General features: G+C 53.5%; 17 protein-coding genes. 6 read left to right on the plus strand and 11 right to left on the minus strand.

All coding sequences use genetic code 11. The annotated features are described in order from the left end of the window. Positions 1–33: 33 nt before the first annotated feature. Complete coding sequence (hemW, locus tag IE073_RS13700) at positions 34–1,206, minus strand: radical SAM family heme chaperone HemW (protein WP_233350105.1); 1,173 nt, start codon at positions 1,204–1,206, stop codon at positions 34–36. A gap of 6 nt (positions 1,207–1,212) precedes the next feature. Continuing rightward, positions 1,213–1,857, minus strand: a complete 645-nt coding sequence (gene rdgB, locus IE073_RS13705) for an RdgB/HAM1 family non-canonical purine NTP pyrophosphatase (protein ID WP_189587091.1) — start codon at positions 1,855–1,857, stop codon at positions 1,213–1,215. 73 nt (positions 1,858–1,930) lie between these two features. Between rdgB and IE073_RS13710 the strand changes: the two genes are divergently transcribed. Together IE073_RS13710 and IE073_RS13715 are read left to right on the plus strand one after the other, a co-directional pair. After that, the gene (locus IE073_RS13710) at positions 1,931–2,470 is read left to right on the plus strand and encodes a DUF2975 domain-containing protein (protein WP_189587092.1); all 540 of its coding nucleotides are present in this window, start codon (positions 1,931–1,933) and stop codon (positions 2,468–2,470) included. Beyond that, the gene (locus tag IE073_RS13715) at positions 2,470–2,700 is read left to right on the plus strand and encodes a helix-turn-helix domain-containing protein (RefSeq protein WP_189587093.1); all 231 of its coding nucleotides are present in this window, start codon (positions 2,470–2,472) and stop codon (positions 2,698–2,700) included. Before IE073_RS13710 ends, IE073_RS13715 begins: the two co-directional genes overlap by 1 nt. An 8-nt stretch (positions 2,701–2,708) precedes the next feature. Here the strand turns inward: IE073_RS13715 and IE073_RS13720 are convergent, their stop codons facing one another. Together IE073_RS13720 and IE073_RS13725 are read right to left on the minus strand one after the other, a co-directional pair. Further along, the gene (locus IE073_RS13720; protein WP_189587094.1) at positions 2,709–4,763 is read right to left on the minus strand and encodes a protein-disulfide reductase DsbD family protein; all 2,055 of its coding nucleotides are present in this window, start codon (positions 4,761–4,763) and stop codon (positions 2,709–2,711) included. Between the two features lie 139 nt (positions 4,764–4,902). Beyond that, the gene (locus IE073_RS13725) at positions 4,903–5,691 is read right to left on the minus strand and encodes a SapC family protein (protein WP_189587095.1); all 789 of its coding nucleotides are present in this window, start codon (positions 5,689–5,691) and stop codon (positions 4,903–4,905) included. 143 nt (positions 5,692–5,834) lie between these two features. Between IE073_RS13725 and IE073_RS13730 the strand changes: the two genes are divergently transcribed. Both IE073_RS13730 and IE073_RS13735 read left to right on the plus strand, forming a co-directional pair. Continuing rightward, positions 5,835–6,323: a transcriptional repressor gene (locus tag IE073_RS13730; protein WP_189587096.1), complete on the plus strand. Its 489-nt coding sequence runs from the start codon at positions 5,835–5,837 to the stop codon at positions 6,321–6,323. Positions 6,324–6,326: 3 nt separating this feature from the next. Next, positions 6,327–7,265: a thioesterase family protein gene (locus IE073_RS13735; protein ID WP_189587097.1), complete on the plus strand. Its 939-nt coding sequence runs from the start codon at positions 6,327–6,329 to the stop codon at positions 7,263–7,265. On the opposite strand, the gene IE073_RS13740 is transcribed toward IE073_RS13735, so the two are convergent. The 7 genes from IE073_RS13740 to IE073_RS13770 form a co-directional block, all read right to left on the minus strand. Continuing rightward, the gene (locus IE073_RS13740; RefSeq protein WP_189587098.1) at positions 7,262–8,158 is read right to left on the minus strand and encodes an alpha/beta hydrolase; all 897 of its coding nucleotides are present in this window, start codon (positions 8,156–8,158) and stop codon (positions 7,262–7,264) included. The two genes, IE073_RS13735 and IE073_RS13740, sit on opposite strands and share 4 nt — an antisense overlap. Positions 8,159–8,184: 26 nt before the next feature. Next, complete coding sequence (locus IE073_RS13745) at positions 8,185–8,859, minus strand: metallophosphoesterase (RefSeq protein ID WP_189587099.1); 675 nt, start codon at positions 8,857–8,859, stop codon at positions 8,185–8,187. A gap of 12 nt (positions 8,860–8,871) precedes the next feature. Beyond that, entirely contained in the window at positions 8,872–9,570 is a 699-nt protein-coding gene (locus tag IE073_RS13750) for a crotonase/enoyl-CoA hydratase family protein (RefSeq protein ID WP_189587100.1), read from the minus strand. Between the two features lies 1 nt (position 9,571). Then, a complete protein-coding gene (locus IE073_RS13755) occupies positions 9,572–10,168 on the minus strand; it encodes an FMN-binding negative transcriptional regulator (protein WP_189587101.1) in 597 nt (198 codons plus the stop codon). Between the two features lie 58 nt (positions 10,169–10,226). Next, positions 10,227–11,390: an acyl-CoA dehydrogenase family protein gene (locus IE073_RS13760; protein ID WP_189587102.1), complete on the minus strand. Its 1,164-nt coding sequence runs from the start codon at positions 11,388–11,390 to the stop codon at positions 10,227–10,229. A gap of 88 nt (positions 11,391–11,478) precedes the next feature. Then, entirely contained in the window at positions 11,479–13,269 is a 1,791-nt protein-coding gene (locus IE073_RS13765) for an acyl-CoA dehydrogenase C-terminal domain-containing protein (protein ID WP_189587103.1), read from the minus strand. A gap of 12 nt (positions 13,270–13,281) precedes the next feature. Continuing rightward, positions 13,282–13,803: a MerR family transcriptional regulator gene (locus IE073_RS13770; RefSeq protein ID WP_189587104.1), complete on the minus strand. Its 522-nt coding sequence runs from the start codon at positions 13,801–13,803 to the stop codon at positions 13,282–13,284. A 281-nt stretch (positions 13,804–14,084) separates the two neighbouring features. Between IE073_RS13770 and IE073_RS13775 the strand changes: the two genes are divergently transcribed. Both IE073_RS13775 and IE073_RS13780 read left to right on the plus strand, forming a co-directional pair. Next, entirely contained in the window at positions 14,085–16,793 is a 2,709-nt protein-coding gene (locus IE073_RS13775) for an SEL1-like repeat protein (RefSeq protein ID WP_189587105.1), read from the plus strand. A gap of 25 nt (positions 16,794–16,818) precedes the next feature. Then, complete coding sequence (locus IE073_RS13780; RefSeq protein WP_189587106.1) at positions 16,819–17,286, plus strand: GNAT family N-acetyltransferase; 468 nt, start codon at positions 16,819–16,821, stop codon at positions 17,284–17,286. The last annotated feature ends 328 nt before the right edge of the window (positions 17,287–17,614 follow it).

The following is a 17,614-nucleotide window of genomic DNA, read 5'->3' on the forward strand; positions in this document are numbered from 1 at the left end:
GCGAAATTTCGGAAATAGATTTTGCAGACCCCGTCAAGCCAGCAGCAGACGTTCCGTTACGGCGTTGAGTAGAAGTCGACCGTGGGAGGTGGCCTTTAAATTGTCGTCGGCGCGTGTCAGGAGACCGTCTTCTACGAGGGCATTTAGCTCAATTTCATTTAGGTCCTCACCCAATATTTCATGATATCGCCGCAGCGAAATACCCTCATCAATCCGCAATCCCATGAGGAGATACTCAGATGCCCAATCAGAGGCGCTCAACACTTCACGGCTATCTATGCCCGCACCCGTTTCGGTGACTGCGCGCGCGTAAGCGCCCGGCGTCAAATGCGCGATCGTTGCGGTGCGTTTGTTGTTTTGCGTTACGCGACCATGCGCGCCCGGCCCCACACCAACATAGTCCAGACCCTGCCAATAGGCGAGATTATGCCTGGACCGATGTGACGGTTTAGCAAAGTTTGAGACTTCATAATGCTCAAAGCCCGCGTCTATTAATGTGTCGCGTACGAGATCATAGAGGTCAGCCGACAGGTCCGTATTGACAGCTCGGGCTTGCCCACGGCCCTCCGCTTTCGCGAAAGCCGTTCCGTCTTCAATGGTGAGCTGATAAGTTGAAATATGTTGGGTGCCCGCATCCAGGGCCCTCCGCAAATCATCGGCCAACATCCTCGGCGTTTGTCCCGCCCAACCGAAGATTATATCTGCAGAAACAGATGGAAATATGTCCAGAGCCAGATCCAGCGCCGACTGGGCGGTTGTGCCATCGTGATCACGTCCCAAAAATTTCAACGCAGGATCATGAAAAGTTTGAATTCCGAGCGACATGCGCGTCAGGCCCGCATCGCGATAACCGCGCCAATCCGCAGCGCTCATTTCGTGCGGGTTGGCCTCCAGCGCAATTTCAGGGGCATAGAATGTCCACAGGTCGGCAACTTTATCAATAATCGCACCGACTTGGACGGGCGACATCAGCGACGGCGTTCCGCCCCCAAAATGAATAGAGGTAATTGTCCGTGATCCCGTCAACTCTCGCCAATGTTCGAGGTCACGCAAAATGGCAGGCAAGAGAGCCGTGTCCTCTTTGCGCTTATAGACATTGAAATCACAATAGGGGCAGATCCGTGCACAGTAGGGCCAATGGATATAAATCGCGAGCGGCGCGCTGGCCCCCTCCATAATTCTATTGGGAATGATCTGAGAGCTCATCTAGCGCTAGGCATCATGATCAGGAAATTGATCTGCGAGAAATTTTGCGAAAGCGTCGGCGCGATGGCTGACAGCATGTTTCGCCGCGGGGTCAATTTCCGCGAATGTTTTTGTCTGTCCCAGCTGTTGGAACATCGGGTCATACCCAAAGCCCTTCTCGCCACGTGGTGGCCAGATCATTTCACCTTCAACAGTGCCTTCATAGACGAAAGTTTCGCCCTTCGGCCACGCCAAACAAAGCGCGCAGATAAAGCGGGCGTTGCGATTTTTGGTGTCGCCTAATTTATCGTTCACATGCCACATCGCCATGTCAAAATCACGGCGCTGCCCATAGGTCTCGGCTTCGATACGCGGCAATTCTGCCCAACGTGCGGCGTAGATTCCAGGTTCGCCATTTAATGCGTCGACTGCCAAACCGCTATCGTCCGATAGAGCTGGCAGGCCTGACGCATCTGCGGCCGCAACGGCTTTGAGCCGCGCATTGCCGGCGAAGGTCGTCTCTGTCTCTTCGGGTTCGGGCAGGTTTAATTCTGCCGCACTAACTGTGATTAACCCGAAAGGCGCAAGGAGATCGCGGATTTCACGAACTTTGCCTGCATTATGTGAAGCCACAACAATTTTAGTACTGGGTTTAAGCGCGTGTTTTGTCATGGAGGCGGCTTAGAGCGCTCAGACGATGTCCGCAATGCTTGCATGTTAGGGATTATTGTTTATCAATATGTGTATGAGAATTGAAACTGAAATAGGACCCGCCGACGCACCGATGGCAAAGTTGCTGGCGATCTTGTTAATCGTTGGGCAGGTCGCACTGGGCATTGGCTTCGTTATCTTATTATTGATGGCGATTATTATGGTGGTGCCAAGCGGGCTCCGCGAAAGTCTGATTGCAGATTCCGCACGCCCAATAGATGCGGGTAGTCTCTCTGCGCGCTGCTTCGCAGGGGCCGTTGTCGCCGCGGGCTGGTTCTTTGTTTTGGCGGTTTTGCGCCGCGTCGTCGCCGCGGTGATCCATGGCGATCCGTTCCTGCCTGAAAATGTCGCGCGGCTTCGCAACATTTGGATGATCATTGCCGCAACAGAAGTTTTTCGCATGATCGCCTTTTTCGTCATGGGCGGTGATGGTGATGCAAGTTGTGGTAATGTCGACGGCTCTCGTCTTGATATCCGCGTGGGCACTTGGTTCTTTATCTTCATCATTGCAGCAATTTCGGAAGCGTTCCGACACGGTGCGGCGCTACGCGCTGAACAAGAGTTGACGATCTGATGGCGATCAAAGTCAATCTTGACCGGGTGTTATTGGACCGGAAAATGTCGCTCACGCAGCTCGCCGACCAAGTCGGAATTACGCTCGCGAATTTGTCGATCTTGAAGACAGGTAAAGCCCGCGCTGTGCGGTTCTCAACCCTTGATGCGCTCTGTCGCGAGCTGGACTGTCAGCCCGCCGACATTCTCGTTTATGAGCCTGACGAAGACATAAAGCTAGCTGCCGAATAAAGCGTGTTCTATTCGAGCGCATCTTTCAAAATATCATGCGTCAAGAATTGCGGCAGAATTTCAGGCGCTTCCACCCCTGGTGAATACACAAGGTAGAGTGGCACGCCCGCCCGTCCAAACCGCGCCAATTCTGCGGCAATAACATCATCCTTATTTGTCCAATCCGCGATCAGGAATTGCGTATCCGTACGGTCAAACAAGTCAGCTGTTTTCTTGGTTTTCAGAACGCGCATTTCATTGACTTTGCATGTCACGCACCACGCCGCCGTGAAATCGACGAAGACAGGACGTCCCTCCGCACGCGCCATCGCTACGGCTTCTGCTGACCAACTCCTAGAACTCAGGGCGGCCTCGCCATTAACGGCTTCTGGTGCTTTCACGCTCAGTGGTAACGCAATCGATGCGGCGAGCGCCAAGGCGCCAAGAACTTTGGACAAGCGACCACCTTTGCGAAACAACCAAATTGCAAAAGACAAAGTCAGCCCACTCAGCAGGAGTTTACCGACCCCGTTGGCATCCGTTTGAATGCTGATGACCCAGACCAACCAAATGGCCGCAGCGAACATCGGGAAGGCCAAAAATTGTCTGAATGTCTCCATCCAAGGCCCAGGCTTAGGCAGCCGCCCAAGTAGTCCCGGTGCGTAAGCCAGTATTAGAAATGGCAAAGCGAAACCAAGGCCCAGCGCAAGGAAAACCGCGAAGCTTGCGGCGGCAGGGCTTACCAATGCATATCCTACCGCACCCGCCATGAATGCAACGGTACAGGGTGTCGCGACGATGACGGCCAAGACTCCAGTCAAGAAACTCGAAATTGGACCTCCGTCATGGGCTATGTCTGCACCCACATTTTGAAACCGCCCGCCGATTTCAAAGACGCCAAGCAGGTTCAGCCCAATCGCGAAGAGAAGCAGAGCCAAAACCCCCACCAGCCATGGGGATTGCATTTGGAAGCCCCATCCCACGGTCGCCCCTGCGGCCTTTAACCCGATCAAAAGCAGAGCAAATACTGCGAAACTGATTAAGACGCCTGCCGTATAGGCCCAGCCCGCGATGCGAACGGCGCGGCGTTCACCATGCGCAGTTTTTGCCAGTGACAACGCTTTGAGAGAGATAATCGGAAAAACGCACGGCATGAGGTTTAAAATCAAGCCGCCCATCAATGCCCCAAACACGGCGCCCCAGAACCCGAGACCTGCCCCGTCGCCGATTGCCGCAGAATCCATATTTGATATCGCGCCGATATTGACCGAGCCGTTGGTCGTAATCGGCACAATTTCTGCGCGGCCATCTGCATTGACAAGTGTCGCTGCGAAGTCAGCGGGCGTTTCTTTATCCCATCCATAACCCGGGGTCGCAGTGTAACGGACGCCATTCGCGGCCACGGTCCGCGAGATGGGGTCGCTATGGGCGAGAATGGGGTTTTTATGTGGAAATATCTCAGCTCCAGCAAAGTCTGTCTCGTCGGATTGAATATCGATCCGCAGCTGGCCTGCTTCTAACAGGGCAGACCCGTTGGCCGCCCCCATCTGAGGAATTTTTGCGAGCGCCTTTTGAACTTTTGGCGCACTCTTTGGATTTAGAACAGCTTTGCCAAGCCCCATTGGCAAAGACAGCGCGCCGTCTTCAGGCACGCAAACATCGTCACAGACCAAGAAATAAGCATGCGCGTTCAAAGTCATGGGGCGCGATATATCGACAGAAGCGTCGACTTTGATCTCAACAGGCAACCAAACATCGCCTCCCATCGCGTAAGACACGATTGGCCCGACCGATTTAACCTTTGGCGCAGGCCATTGAATAGGCCCCGCGCTCACGCCATCGGGCAGGGTCCAATCAATCCGCAGGGCCTCACCGCTGTCGCCTGCATTTCGCCAATAGGTATACCAATCGCCATCAAATTGCATCCGCAGGGCCACGGTAAAACTCTGCCCTGCCGCAACCGTGTCGTGGTCGGACACCAATGAGATCTTTGTATATCCCGTATCAAGCGGGAAGCTTTGACGAGCCGTTGCCGACCCAGCCATCATCCAAAGACTTAAAGTGAGTATAATCCAGCGCAACATAGCCCGTTCTTTAGCCCGTGAAGCTTTAACATACGATGCACATTTTCGTGGGGTTAGACACTCGGTTCCCACTCACGAAAGCTTAGGCATAAAAAAACCCGACCTCTTGGCCGGGTTTCATATCTATTCTGCGTCGGCCTTAAGCTTTGGCTTCAGCCGCTTGTGCGCGGCGCAGTGTCATATTCACGAGACGCTGCCAGTTACCCAAGCTGATCAAGTGAGCATAAGCGACCGCAAGATATCCGTTTTGCGAAAATTCTGCGAGCTTTTCAGCTGGGAGCGCTTTGAGCTTGTCTTCGGAGATGGCGAAGTAGTCAGCAATTTTCTGCTGTGGCGCAGGTGTGCCGTCAGCGTTGTTGCCTTGGAAGTTCATTTCTTTTGGCTCAAACAAATCAAGAGCTTTAAACGCTTCGATCATTTTTGTCGTCGCTTGGCGATCACGTTCGAAAGATTGCAAGAATTGAAAGGCTTCTTTCGTAAATTGCGATGTGTCTTCTTTGTCGAAGAAAAGCTGGTCTGGCTTCTTATCGGTAACACATTCAGCGGCCTCATCGACACAAACGACGAAACGGTCATTTGCGTTATCGCCCGCAAGGACGAAAGGATAACGGCGTGCGAAAGCAGGCATGTAAAAGTCGATTTCATACTGGCCTTCATTGACGAAGAGGTTCTCGCCAGAACGAATACCCATAACGGCCAATGGTGCGCGCTCTTCACCCGCGAAAATGATCGGCATGGACGCAGACGCTGGACCGAATTCTGGCGCCGTAAGCGGTAGGAAATGCTGACCCTTCATGAACGCAAATGGCTGATCCACTTGCTGAACACCGAATTTGGCGTGCTTTTCTTTCGTCAGTGGTACTGGCTGTTCGTAGAACATGACATTTCCAGAGACTTCTGGCTGTTTGGCTTCGTCTTTCTTGGCCATGAATTTCCCCATTTCGGCTTACGGTCAAACTGCGCTAATCACACGCATCTTAGAATTAAGCCGCGCCCATACCCTTTTCAATCGCCCCCATCAACACTGGATTGCTGTTGGACCCCCGCCCTGCATTGACCTATAGAGCCCGCATGACCGAGACCCACCTTCACGAACACCCACTTCTGGATCTACCTGCCCGCATCGAACAAGCGCGCCGCATCGTCGAGGGAACCGGTGAACGCTTCACACCGCTGCGGGCCCATGTTTTAGAATTAATCATTGAAGATGGAAAAGCTGTCAAAGCTTATGATCTTTTGGACCGCCTGAAACCCGATGTCGGCAGCCCAAAGCCGCCCACGGTCTATCGCGCGCTTGATTTTCTCTCGCGGCATGGATTGATCCACCGCGTCGAGGCCCTGAACGCCTTTATCGCCTGTGACCACAATCATCTGCATGATCACGATCATGATCACGGGGGTGGCTCGCACCGCCATTTGGCTGAATTTTTTATCTGTGAAAAATGCCACGATGTTGAAGAGCGCCACGCGCATGATCACACGGCGTGCAAACCTGACGGGTTCAAAATTACACGCTCTGTTGTTGAACACTATGGCACCTGTACGCGCTGCGCCCCTTAGATCATGACCTCAGATATATTGATGGGTTTCACCCAAACATGGGCGGGCGAATGCTCGGCTTGGGAGTGTGATGAATTAGGTCACATGAATATGCGCCATTACGCGCATAAAATGGACGAAGCGCGGCGTGGGCTGGTGATCCGTTTAGGCCTTACCAGCGCCTACCACCCTGGAACCTCCAGCACTGTGCGCTGCCGAGATTTTCACATCAAATATCAAGGCGAAGCCCGTCCCGGCGCGCCTCTGCGGATCGACTCGGCTCTGCTTGAGCTCGGCGAATCCACTGCGCGGCTTTGCCATATCATGACCCATCGGGATGGGCGTATCGCTGCCACGGCCGTTGAGACGGTAGAGCATGTTTACATTCCCGAAGATAAAATCTTTCCTTGGCCCACACGGGTCCAAGCGGCGGCACTAGGTTTTACTGCCGACCTGCCGTCACCCGCCAAGCCCAGGAACATCGACGGCACGTCCGCACATATTGGCATGAGCAAAGCTGCGCTTGAAGCGGCGGGTGCGAAATTTATTGGCACAGGGGTCTTTAGTGCAGCGGAACTCGATATCTCCAATTGCGTGACCATGGGAAGTTTCTTTGGCCGCACGACCTCTTCCATCGGGTGGTTTAGTGAAGGTTGGCCCGAATTCGAAGATGAAGCCTATATTGGGAGCGGAAAAAGTGGGGCGCTTTTAGAAATGCGCGCTGTGGTCCATCGTTACCCGCGACAAGGCGACATCTACATTTACGCTGCCGCTATCACGTCGGCCAATGCTTATACGCGTGAATTCGTCCATAATCTGGTCGATCCCATTAGCGGCGACAGCTGGGTTTCCATGCAAGCGAGTGCCTGCAAATTTGATTTAAAGGCCCGCGCTTTGATCAAATCAACGGAAGAAGACCTCGCCTTTCTGGAAACGAATATGCTCAAGGCCGTCAAAGCCTAAGCCGCTGCGATGGCGTCCCGTAAGGCTTGCGTCGCAAGCTCCGTCTGCACGAATGGAAACAGGTGTCCCAGTTCATCATCGTAACGCACGTTGATTTTCGGCTGGGCTTGTTGAACGGCGCGTCGTGTCCCTGGCGTTGAAACAGGCACGCGACCGCCGGCGAAAATAAATGTCGAATTATCAGGCAAATCGCGGGCCGCTTTGAACAAGTTATGCCATTGGGCCACGAATATGGTTTGCTCCCATTTCGGGTCACAGGCCAATTCCCAGCTTCCGTCAGAGCGCTCGACCAAACCTCCCGAAATATAATCGCCCAACACAGCATCATCCATGCCGCGAAAGGCACCGCGTCCCTGCCAACGCTCAAAAGCGGCCTCGGGACTGTCAAAGACGGATTTCCGCCGACCCGCATTACGCGCAATCGGAACCCGTTTTCTCATATAAGGTCGTCCCCCCGGCAGGGCGGAGGTCAGGCGAAAAAGGAACGGCACAGACACAGGGTCCAGACCGACGTAACCGCTGATGCGCCCCTTGAGTTCTGGGGCGGCCAAGACCGCTGATACAGCGCCAAAACTATGCCCGCCCAAGACAACGGGCTGGTCTGTTAGCTCGGGGAGGTGGCGGTCAAAAAACTCGACACAATCATCGCGAAAGATATGCCAGTTCGGGATGTTTAACGGCTGGGGCATATCTCGGCTCTCCCCGTGTCCACGCATGTCAAAGACAACGGCGTGAAATTTAGGGTCCTGACAGAGCGGTTCTATCACGGCGCGATATGCCTGGGCATTAAATCCATTTGCATGGAGAAAAACGAGCTGAACGGCTGCCGAAACATTGCCAAAATGAAGCGTCGAAAGTGTACCGTCACGTAATTGATATGTTCTGCGTTCCATATGAGCGGCTTAGACCAATCTAATTATTATGCCAGTGCGGCAAAGTCTCGATACCCTTGAACAAGTGTGGCGATGTTCATAACCGTTAGCTTGTCACCGTCACCTGCGCCTGTATCCAGAAAATACCGATTCCCGATGCGGCGCATTTTGGGCACGGGCGTATGTCCGTGGAGCGTGATATCAACTCCGATAACAGGACGCGGGTCGACATCGCCGCGAAGGACTTTCCGGCCCCACATCATCTGTTGATGACAAGTAAGATCGTCGATCATCGTCGCCCAATCATGTCCGCAGGGTTCAGCGTGACATATGCCGACTGTGGAAGTTTCACCTTTGAGAGTTATCGCAATTGGCAAGGACATCAAACGCTCCACCCAAGCTGCGATTTCCGTCCGCTGCAATTCTTGCGTCCACGTGCCATAGTTTCGAATCCAACTTGGGAAAGCGTCACATGAAAACCAGTCGATCATCATCTGCTCGTGATTGCCACGAACGGCGTAGAACCAAGGCTCATCTAATAATTTTAGACAGTCTAAACTCTTTGGCCCACGATCAATTAAATCACCCACGGAGAACACGCGGTCTCGCGATGGATCGAAGCCCACGTAGGATAGTTCTTCCATCAGCAGGTCAATATGCCCGTGAATGTCGCCAACGGCAAAATCACGCCCTGATTCATTTTTAGATATGAGACTATGCACCAAGCGTATGGCTTAGATCGCGTGGACTTTGGCGGGGTCTAAATCGTCCTCAATCGCTTGGTCAAGGATGGCAAAAAGCGCTTTGCGGGAGCGAAACTTTGTCTCGCGGAAGGCTTTCGGATTGGCTTGGCCAAACATTTGACCCACCATTGGGATGGCCATTGGCCATTGCTCTTCCGGCACGACGCGGTCGAAGAACCCCGCGTGCATCGCGCCTTTAGGATCAAAGATTTCACCGTTAATAACGCAACGGTTGAAGTGGCTTTTATTCAGCGTTTCACGCGCCAGCTCGATGCCGAAATTATGCATGGTCATCCCGATCAAAGTCTCATTCAATCCGATTTTAAAACTGCCAGCTTTGATCATGGAGTAATCACAGGCCAGCGCCAAAAACGCACCCATCGCGATTGTATGTCCCGTCGCCGCCATAATGACAGGGCGCGGATGCGCCATAATACGACGGGCAAATTTGGACCCTTTGGAGGTCAACTCAAGCGCGTTTTGTGGTCCTTCACCCATTTCTTTGAGATCAAACCCGCCGGACATCACGCCGTCACGTCCCGTGATGACGACGATCGCGTCATCTTTTCCCGCCATGTCCAAAGCTTCATTCAGCTCGGCCCACGTTTGGGATCCCAGTGCATTGGCCTTACCATCATTCAGTGCGATAACGGCGACGCCGTCTTTGAACGTATAAGTGAGCTTTTCCATCTTACGATTTCCTTATTAGATCGATCTCATCTGCGAGACCGTCAATTCCCTTGGCGCGCAAATCTTTGATTATTCTGGCTTGCGTTGCCGCGTTTTTATTTTGGCTTAATTTACGGATACCACGGACCCTGTCCATGCGCATTTCGAAATAGACGATATGCGGGAAGAGACGTGACGCGTAGCTAGCGGCGTCTTCCATTGCCCACCCGTCTGGACCCTCATATTTTTCGGTTAGTTCCACCATGCGATCGACGCTCTTTTCTGGGTTTAAAACTGTCGTCACGCCGTGAACATGGACGGCCGTGTAATCCCAAGTCGGCACGGATTTTTCAGGTTTATCGTAGAGTGTCGCAGAGATGTAATCATGCGGACCATGAAAGGCCGCTAGGAAGACCATACTGGTTCCCAAAAACTCCGCCATTGGGTTATTCGCAGCGATATGACCGTAGAGATATTCGCCGTCCCGCACCATGGGCAGATGCGTCGCCAGCGGGCCTTCGACATTGGAGGATGTCAGCAGCGGAAAACCATATGTGTCAATAATACGATTTGTGTATTCGGTGTCGTTGTCGACGTAATGTGGCGGTGGATAGCTCATAACGTCAAATACACGTCACACCGACGCGAGCAAGCCCGCGTCGATGTGATTGAATTAATTAAAGCGAGCGCGCGATGACCATTTTCATGATCTCGTTGGTGCCGCCATAGATACGCTGTACGCGGCTGTCGCGATACATGCGGCCGATGCGATATTCATTCATGAAGCCATATCCGCCATGTAGCTGGAGGCAGCGGTCAATGACTTCGCACTCTTTATCCGTAACCCAGTATTTTGCCATGGACGCAGTGACCGTATCTAGCTCTCCGCGCAGATGTTTGGCGGCGCAATCATAGACAAATGTCTTGGCGATTGTGACGATGGTTTTGCATTCAGCCAATTCGAACTGTGTGTTCTGGAAGTTCAAAATTGGCTGGCCAAAGGCTTTCCGCTCTTTGACATATTCAATCGTTGCTTCGAGGGCCGCTTCCATTTGCGCGACGCCTTGGACCGCGATGTTCAAACGTTCCTGCGGCAACTCTTTCATCAGCTGAACAAAACCGTGGCCTGTTTCGGGGCCAAGCAACGCGTCCGCTGGAACTTTCATATCGTCAAAGAACAGCTCTGCTGTGTCTTGGGCGTCCATGCCAACTTTGTCGAGGATACGACCGCGGCGGAAACCTTCGAGGTCATCTGTCTCGATAACAAATAGCGATTTGGAGTGTTTACCCTGTCCGCCAGTATCGGCCACAACCACGATTAGGTTCGCAGTCCCACCATTGGTGATGAAGGTTTTGGAACCATTGATAATCCAACCATTTCCGTCTTGCTTGGCGTTGGTTTTGACGTTTTGAAGGTCGGAACCCGTGCCTGGCTCGGACATCGCAATCGCACCGACGAGCTCACCCGTGGCCATTCTTGGCAACCATTTCTGCTTCTGCTCTTCCGTACCGTAATGCAGGATGTAGGGCGCAACGATTGCGTTATGAAGTGACAGACCGAACCCATCGACATTAGCTTTGATCAACTCTTCTTGGATAATCATTTCGTGGCGATAGTCACCACCGCCCCCGCCGTACTCTTCGGGGATCGCGCAATTGAGGAGACCCATGTCGCCCGCCATATTCCAAAATTTGCGGTCGACTTTTTTGTTCTTACGGAACTCTTCTGAATGCGGTGCCATTTCACGCGCATAGAAGCCGTGAACGGCCTCGCGGAAGATGTTGATGTCTTCCTCATCATACCAGTCTGGGTTCTTAAAATCGATTGCGGCTTTAGCCATTGCGTCTCTCCCGTGGGTTTACTTTTATTATTTAAATGCAAATGGCCCCGACGATCCGTCGAGGCCTGAAGTTAGAATTTTCTGACGTTTAAAACGCAGCCGCTTCCAGCGCCATAACAGGTTCTGCACCCGTCTTGATTTTGGCAAGGTGACTATCGAGCATCGGCAACATACGGAGCATGAAATAGCGGCCCGTGATGATTTTGTTCGGGTAGAACTGATCATTGCTGCCTTCGTCGATTTTGGCTTGTGCCACAACGGCCATTTTTGCCCACATATAAGCCAGCGTCGCCAGACCCAACATGTGCATATAATCGACAGAACCGGCGCCCGCATTATTCGGGTCGGACATGCCATTTTGCATCAACCACATCGTGGCTTCTGTGAGTTTCTTCTGCGCACCGCCTAGGCCGTCAATGAATTCTGGAAGGGCTTCATTGTCTTTATTCTCAGCAATGAACGCAGCGATTTCTTGGTTGAGCGTCATCAACGCACGGCCACCATTGCGGGCGAGTTTACGACCAACAAGATCAAGTGCTTGGATACCGTTGGCACCTTCATAGATAAGCGCAATACGGTTATCGCGGACGAACTGGCTCATGCCCCATTCTTCGACAAAACCGTGACCACCAAAAATTTGCTGGCAATCAATTGTCGTCTTCATGGACATATCTGTCAGATAGCCTTTGACGACGGGGGTCAACAGACCAAGATAGTCATCACATTTTTGCGCCAACGCTTCGTCGCCAGAATGCTTTTCCATGTCTTCGTGTTTTGCGGCCCAATAGAGGAGTGCACGACCTGCTTCGTTAAAGGCTTTGGTTTCCATCAACATGCGGCGCACGTCAGGATGGACGATGATCGGATCAGCTGGCTTGTCTTCGTTTTTTGGCCCTGTGAGCGCGCGGCCTTGGATACGGTCTTTCGCGTAGATCGCTGCATTTTGGTAAGCGACTTCGGATTGGCCCAAACCTTGGAGGCCAACACCGATACGGGCTTCGTTCATCATAACGAACATGACGCGCAGGCCTTTGTTTTCATCACCGATGAGATAGCCTTCCGCTTCGTCGTAATTCATCACGCAAGTTGAGTTGCCGTGAATGCCCATCTTTTCCTCGATGGAGCCGCAGGACACAGGATTGCGTTCGCCTGGGTTTTCATTCTCATCAAGTTTAAACTTCGGAACGATAAAGAGGGAAATGCCTTTCGTGCCTGCTGGCGCACCTTCGATGCGGGCGAGGACAAGATGGACAATGTTGTCCGCCATATCATGTTCGCCGGCCGAGATGAAAATCTTCTGACCGGAAATTTTGTATGTTCCGTCGCCGTTTGGAACAGCTTTGGTTTTCAACATACCCAAATCCGTACCGCAATGCGGCTCGGTCAAGTTCATCGTGCCAGTCCATTCACCGGACATCATTTTTGGCAGATAAGTTTGCTTTTGCTCTGGCGTGCCGCCGACCTGAATGGCTTTGATCGCGCCACCTGTCAGGCCTGGATACATTGCGAACGCCATGTTGGAAGATGTCCACATTTCGGAGGCTGCGATTTGCAACATGCCCGGCATGCCTTGGCCACCATATTCAGGGTCCATAGATAAGGACGTCCAACCGTTTTCGGTCATTTGCTTATAGGCGTCTTTGAAACCTGTTGGCGTGGTTACGGACCCATCTTCATGGCGTTTACAGCCCTCATGGTCACCCACAATGTTTAGGGGCGCGAGCACTTCTTCGGAAAACTTGGCAGCTTGCTCCAAAACCGCATCGGCCAGATCGGCATCAACTTCGGAGAAGGCATCATAATTAGTTAGCTCTTCGAAGCCGAGAACTTCGTGGAGCAAGAACTGCATGTCTCGGACGGGGGCTTTATAAGATGGCATAGTGAGGTCCTGTTAGGTAGATAGTTGTGTTGTTTTGGGGTCTACATCTGGCGACGGGCCAGACATGAAATCGATAGGGTTGCCTGTTGTCGTCGTATCAAAAGCAGCTTGATATCGGGCGGCCAAGTCGGCCACATTGTCGTTATCAGGCGCATTCGCAAGAGCCTCTTCGGCAATTTCAATGACGTCTGTCATATCAGCATGCATGATATCGAGATCGCGACGACGCTCCGCCAGTCCCGCAACAACAGCTTCAAAGTTTTTCTTGCGACGCAAAACTTCTGCGCGCTCGGTAACGACGCCATCCGTGATGTCGAAAACGGACCGAATGTCTTCCAGCGAGAATCCCATACGCTTGCCGCGCATTATCTTCTCAAAACGCAATCGATCGCGCGGGCCAAAAACGCGCACGCCGCTTTCACGACACGGCGTCAGCAACCCCTTGTCTTCATAAAAACGGATCGTACGCGGCGTTACGCTGAACATATCAGCGAAAACCTTGATACCCCATTTGTGTTCAACGGCTTCAGTCATGTGCGCGTCATAGCTTACGTTAACGTTCACGTCAACGTTAACGTAAAGGTCAAACCCCGCGACATGTCGTCAGAGCCGTTTTCACCTCTGTTCAGCGCTTTAAACCGCCGTCGAGACTATTATCTGCGTTCAAAGGCGGCGTTGCGTCCAAAAAGGTTAACAGCTTAACGCCGTGTTAACCATGCCGGGGGTTAAACGGAAGAAACCGTCGCCCGATTTGCGTCTCCTTATAGGCGACTTTGGCCGAAACTTAGATCGAGACCCTGGGGAAGACTGCGTTAATGCCAAGCAATGCCGCAAATTCAGAGACCCGCGAGGCAAAGTCCGAAGCGTCAAAAACGACGACTTCCGCTGTCGGCACAAAAAAGCAGACCTCTAAAAAGGCCTCTGCCGCTCGCATCTCAAAATCGCCTCGTCGCACAGTTGCGACCTTAACCGCCGACCTAAAGTCTCTCGAATCTCGACTAAAGGGCGCGGACACAAAAAATCGGAATGCGCTCAAATCCCTCGAAGCGGTTGTCGCAGAGCTCCAATCTGCAACACAGTCATCGAATTCAACACAGAAGGCCGCACTGACGCGGGGCCTGAACGCGCTCGAAGCGCGCATGGAAGTCTACCTGACCCGCGCCTCAGAACAGGCCCGCGCAGGTGTTCGCCAAGAACTGGCCGCCGTGACCGCGCCAAACGCCAGCATTGAAACGTTAAACCACGCCGTCCAATCCGCTCACATCCGGCTGAACGAAATGGATGTGTCCCAGCGTGAGTCCATTGTCCGCCTGAACCGCCATATCGCAGGGATCGCCCTATCCGTTGAAAAACGCCTGATCGGCGAAGCGAAGGCGCGCAAAGCCTCTGCCGCAGCGCTGGATACCAAAATCGACAGCGTTCGGAAAACACTCAACATCCGCGTTGATCAAGTCGAGACAGAGACTGCCGACGCCTTAAAGGTCGTAGGCGACCGCATTTCGGAATTCGCCTCTGTTCTGGAACAGCGTTCCCATGCCTCTGATGCCGATACAGCTGCGCGCTTGGCCGATTTGGCCCAAGAAACTCACGCCGACTTCAACCATGTTCAAACCGAAATGACGGCGCGGTTGGAAGCTCTGGAAACCATCGCAGCCAATTGGTCACCTGTTGAGGCCGTTTTCCCAGCAAATATGGAAGACCCGCGGGTTGATGAAATGGTGGGTTTGGTTGGCTCCCTCCAAGACGAGTTGGGACGCATGCACGCGCGCTTGGCCCTTCTCCAAGATCAACAACAACTCGCATCGACTGCCAGTGTTGACCACGCTTACACACCGTCGAATGTTGTACCGATGGCCGCGCCACAGCCGGCCACGGCTTATCATCCAGATAATCCTTACGCCGATGCGGCGCGCGCACTTGAAGCCTCCATCGCAGAAGCCACAAGCGAGGGGGCTTCGACTGACCAACCGAAACCTTCAAAGTTTCGCCGAAACAAGGACGCCGCAGCGCCGTCCAGCCACGTCCCGCAAGAATTCGACCCCGCGTCATTCTTAGCCTCTCACCCCGCCGCTTCGCACCCGGCCTATGAGGGCGTTCAGGACGGACCACCGAACCAGCCGCCAAGCCTCGAAATGCCGCCGAATTTGGGCGGACCAATCCCGACACCCATGGCACCGCCCGTTGCGCCGGCCCCGCCTGTCGCGCCGCCGATGGCCAGCGTCGGAGCACACTCTGTCCAGTCGCAAGTTATCGAACCTGTCATGCCGGCCCCGATGCCTGTTTCCACCTACGCCGATCCCGCCTATGCCGAAAGCGATGACATGCGGGCCGAACGCATTGGCGGAGAAAACCGTCGCAAACCTTCTTTGCCAAAGCTCCCGATTACGGGACGCAATCTGCGCGTCGGCGCCTTGGCCGCTGGCATCGCTGTTGTCGGCCTGATCGCAGGGAAGACCTTGCTGGGCGGGACCGAAGGTCCAAATTTGCAAGTTGGCAATAATTCCCCGTCGCAGAACATCTCACCCCAAATGGATCAAAACCCGCAGCGGGTGAATCAAAACGATCTAATGGCCAACGCTGGGCAAACTGCGGATGGCCAAATTTTGGAGACGCAGGCCTTTGGCGCGCCGACCCCGCCAATCGGGCAATATGCCGAGATGCGAACACCCAATATCCAGCCCGGATCGCAAGATACGCTTGATGGTGCCGTCGCCGCAGGCAATCCGATTGCCCAATTCCAAAAAGGCCTTGTCCAACTGCAAGCGGGACAGATGGAAGAGGGCGCACGTCTGATCCGCCTCTCTGCCAATCGCAATCAACCCGCCGCCCAATATCGCCTCGCCAAACTCTATGAGAGTGGCACGGGCGTCGCCAAAGACATTGTCACCGCCCGTGAATTGGTCGAACGCGCGGCCATTGGTGGCAATCGCATCGCTATGCATGATCTCGGCAATTATTACGCTTATGGCCAAGGCGGACTTGAGCGCGATATGAGCCAAGCGCTGGAGTGGTTTAGCAAAGCCGCCGAACGCGGCGTTGTGGATAGTCAATTTAATGTCGCCTTCCTGCGCGAAGGGAATGAAGGCGTCGCGGCCGATGCCGAAACCGCGCTGTTTTGGTATTACATCGCCGCGCGCCAAGGCGATCAAGGTGCACCTGAACGTATTTCGGTTCTGGGCGCGCAAATGGACGCGGCCACGCAAGCTGAAATAAAATCCCGCGCAGACCGCTTTGTCCCGAAACCAATCGACGAAGCCGCCAATGGCGTCTTCCGCGATGTGCCTTGGGCCAAAGCCGCGAAAACAGCGGCCGTTGACCCTGCGCGCTCTGCTCAAATCCTAAAAATCCGGGAAGCCCAGACCTTGCTGAGCGACCTCGGCTATCAGGTCGGTAGACCCGATGGCGCCGCGGGTCCAAAAACTAGGGCTGCCATTAAACAATTCGAAGCGGTAAACGGCTTGCCCGAAACGGGCGCTGTCACGGACGAGTTGCTCCAACGTCTTGAAATCGCGGCTGGCGCTTAAACGACGGCGGCCTTAATCTGAGCTCATGTCAGATGTTCAAATAAAACGCGCAGACACCCCGCAAGACATAGCGGACGTTCGCGATATATTTATTGAATATCTAAATTTTGTCGAAGCCTTTCTGGGGCAGTCTCTGGCCTTTCAAAATACCGATACGGAATTTGCCGATTTCCCGCACACCTATGATGCTTTGTTTCTGGCAAGTTTGGGCGCTGAACCTGTGGCAGCCTGTGGGATAAAACCGTTCAACGGAAAAATTTGCGAATTAAAACGCCTCTATTGCCGACCCGCAGGGCGGGGGCATGGGCTGGGTCGCAAGCTCACAGAAGCCGCCATTTTGGCCGCACGAAAGATGGGCTATACCACCATGTATCTGGACACAGATCACGGGTTAACCCACGCAAATTCGGTCTATGAATCCATCGGATTCCGCGACATCGAAAAATACTACGACAATCCAATGGACAGTCGGTTTATGGCGCTGGACTTATAAGCCAGCTTTTTCAACCTCGGCGCCGCCCACAAAAACATGGGGGCGCTTGTATCTCTTAGTCTTCACTGTCTGCGTTGGAAAAATGCCCCGAAAGTCGGGATGTTCGCGAGTGTATTCTAGGGTCCAGCGGAACTGGATAAGCTAATTTTGTTTTCGACCCCGAAGGGACACTCGCGACGACGCCTTTTTCCAAGATCGGCCGAGCGACCCAGTCGTGGGGTCAACAGCTCACAATCCGCCACCCAACTTCACTGACATTACCCAGTGTCATCCAATGACAAGCGCCGCTCCTTTCCAGTTAAGTCAATGTGCACCTGACTGCCCGTTG

Source organism: Litorimonas cladophorae (assembly GCF_014652455.1).
Lineage (GTDB): Bacteria > Pseudomonadota > Alphaproteobacteria > Caulobacterales > Maricaulaceae > Litorimonas > Litorimonas cladophorae.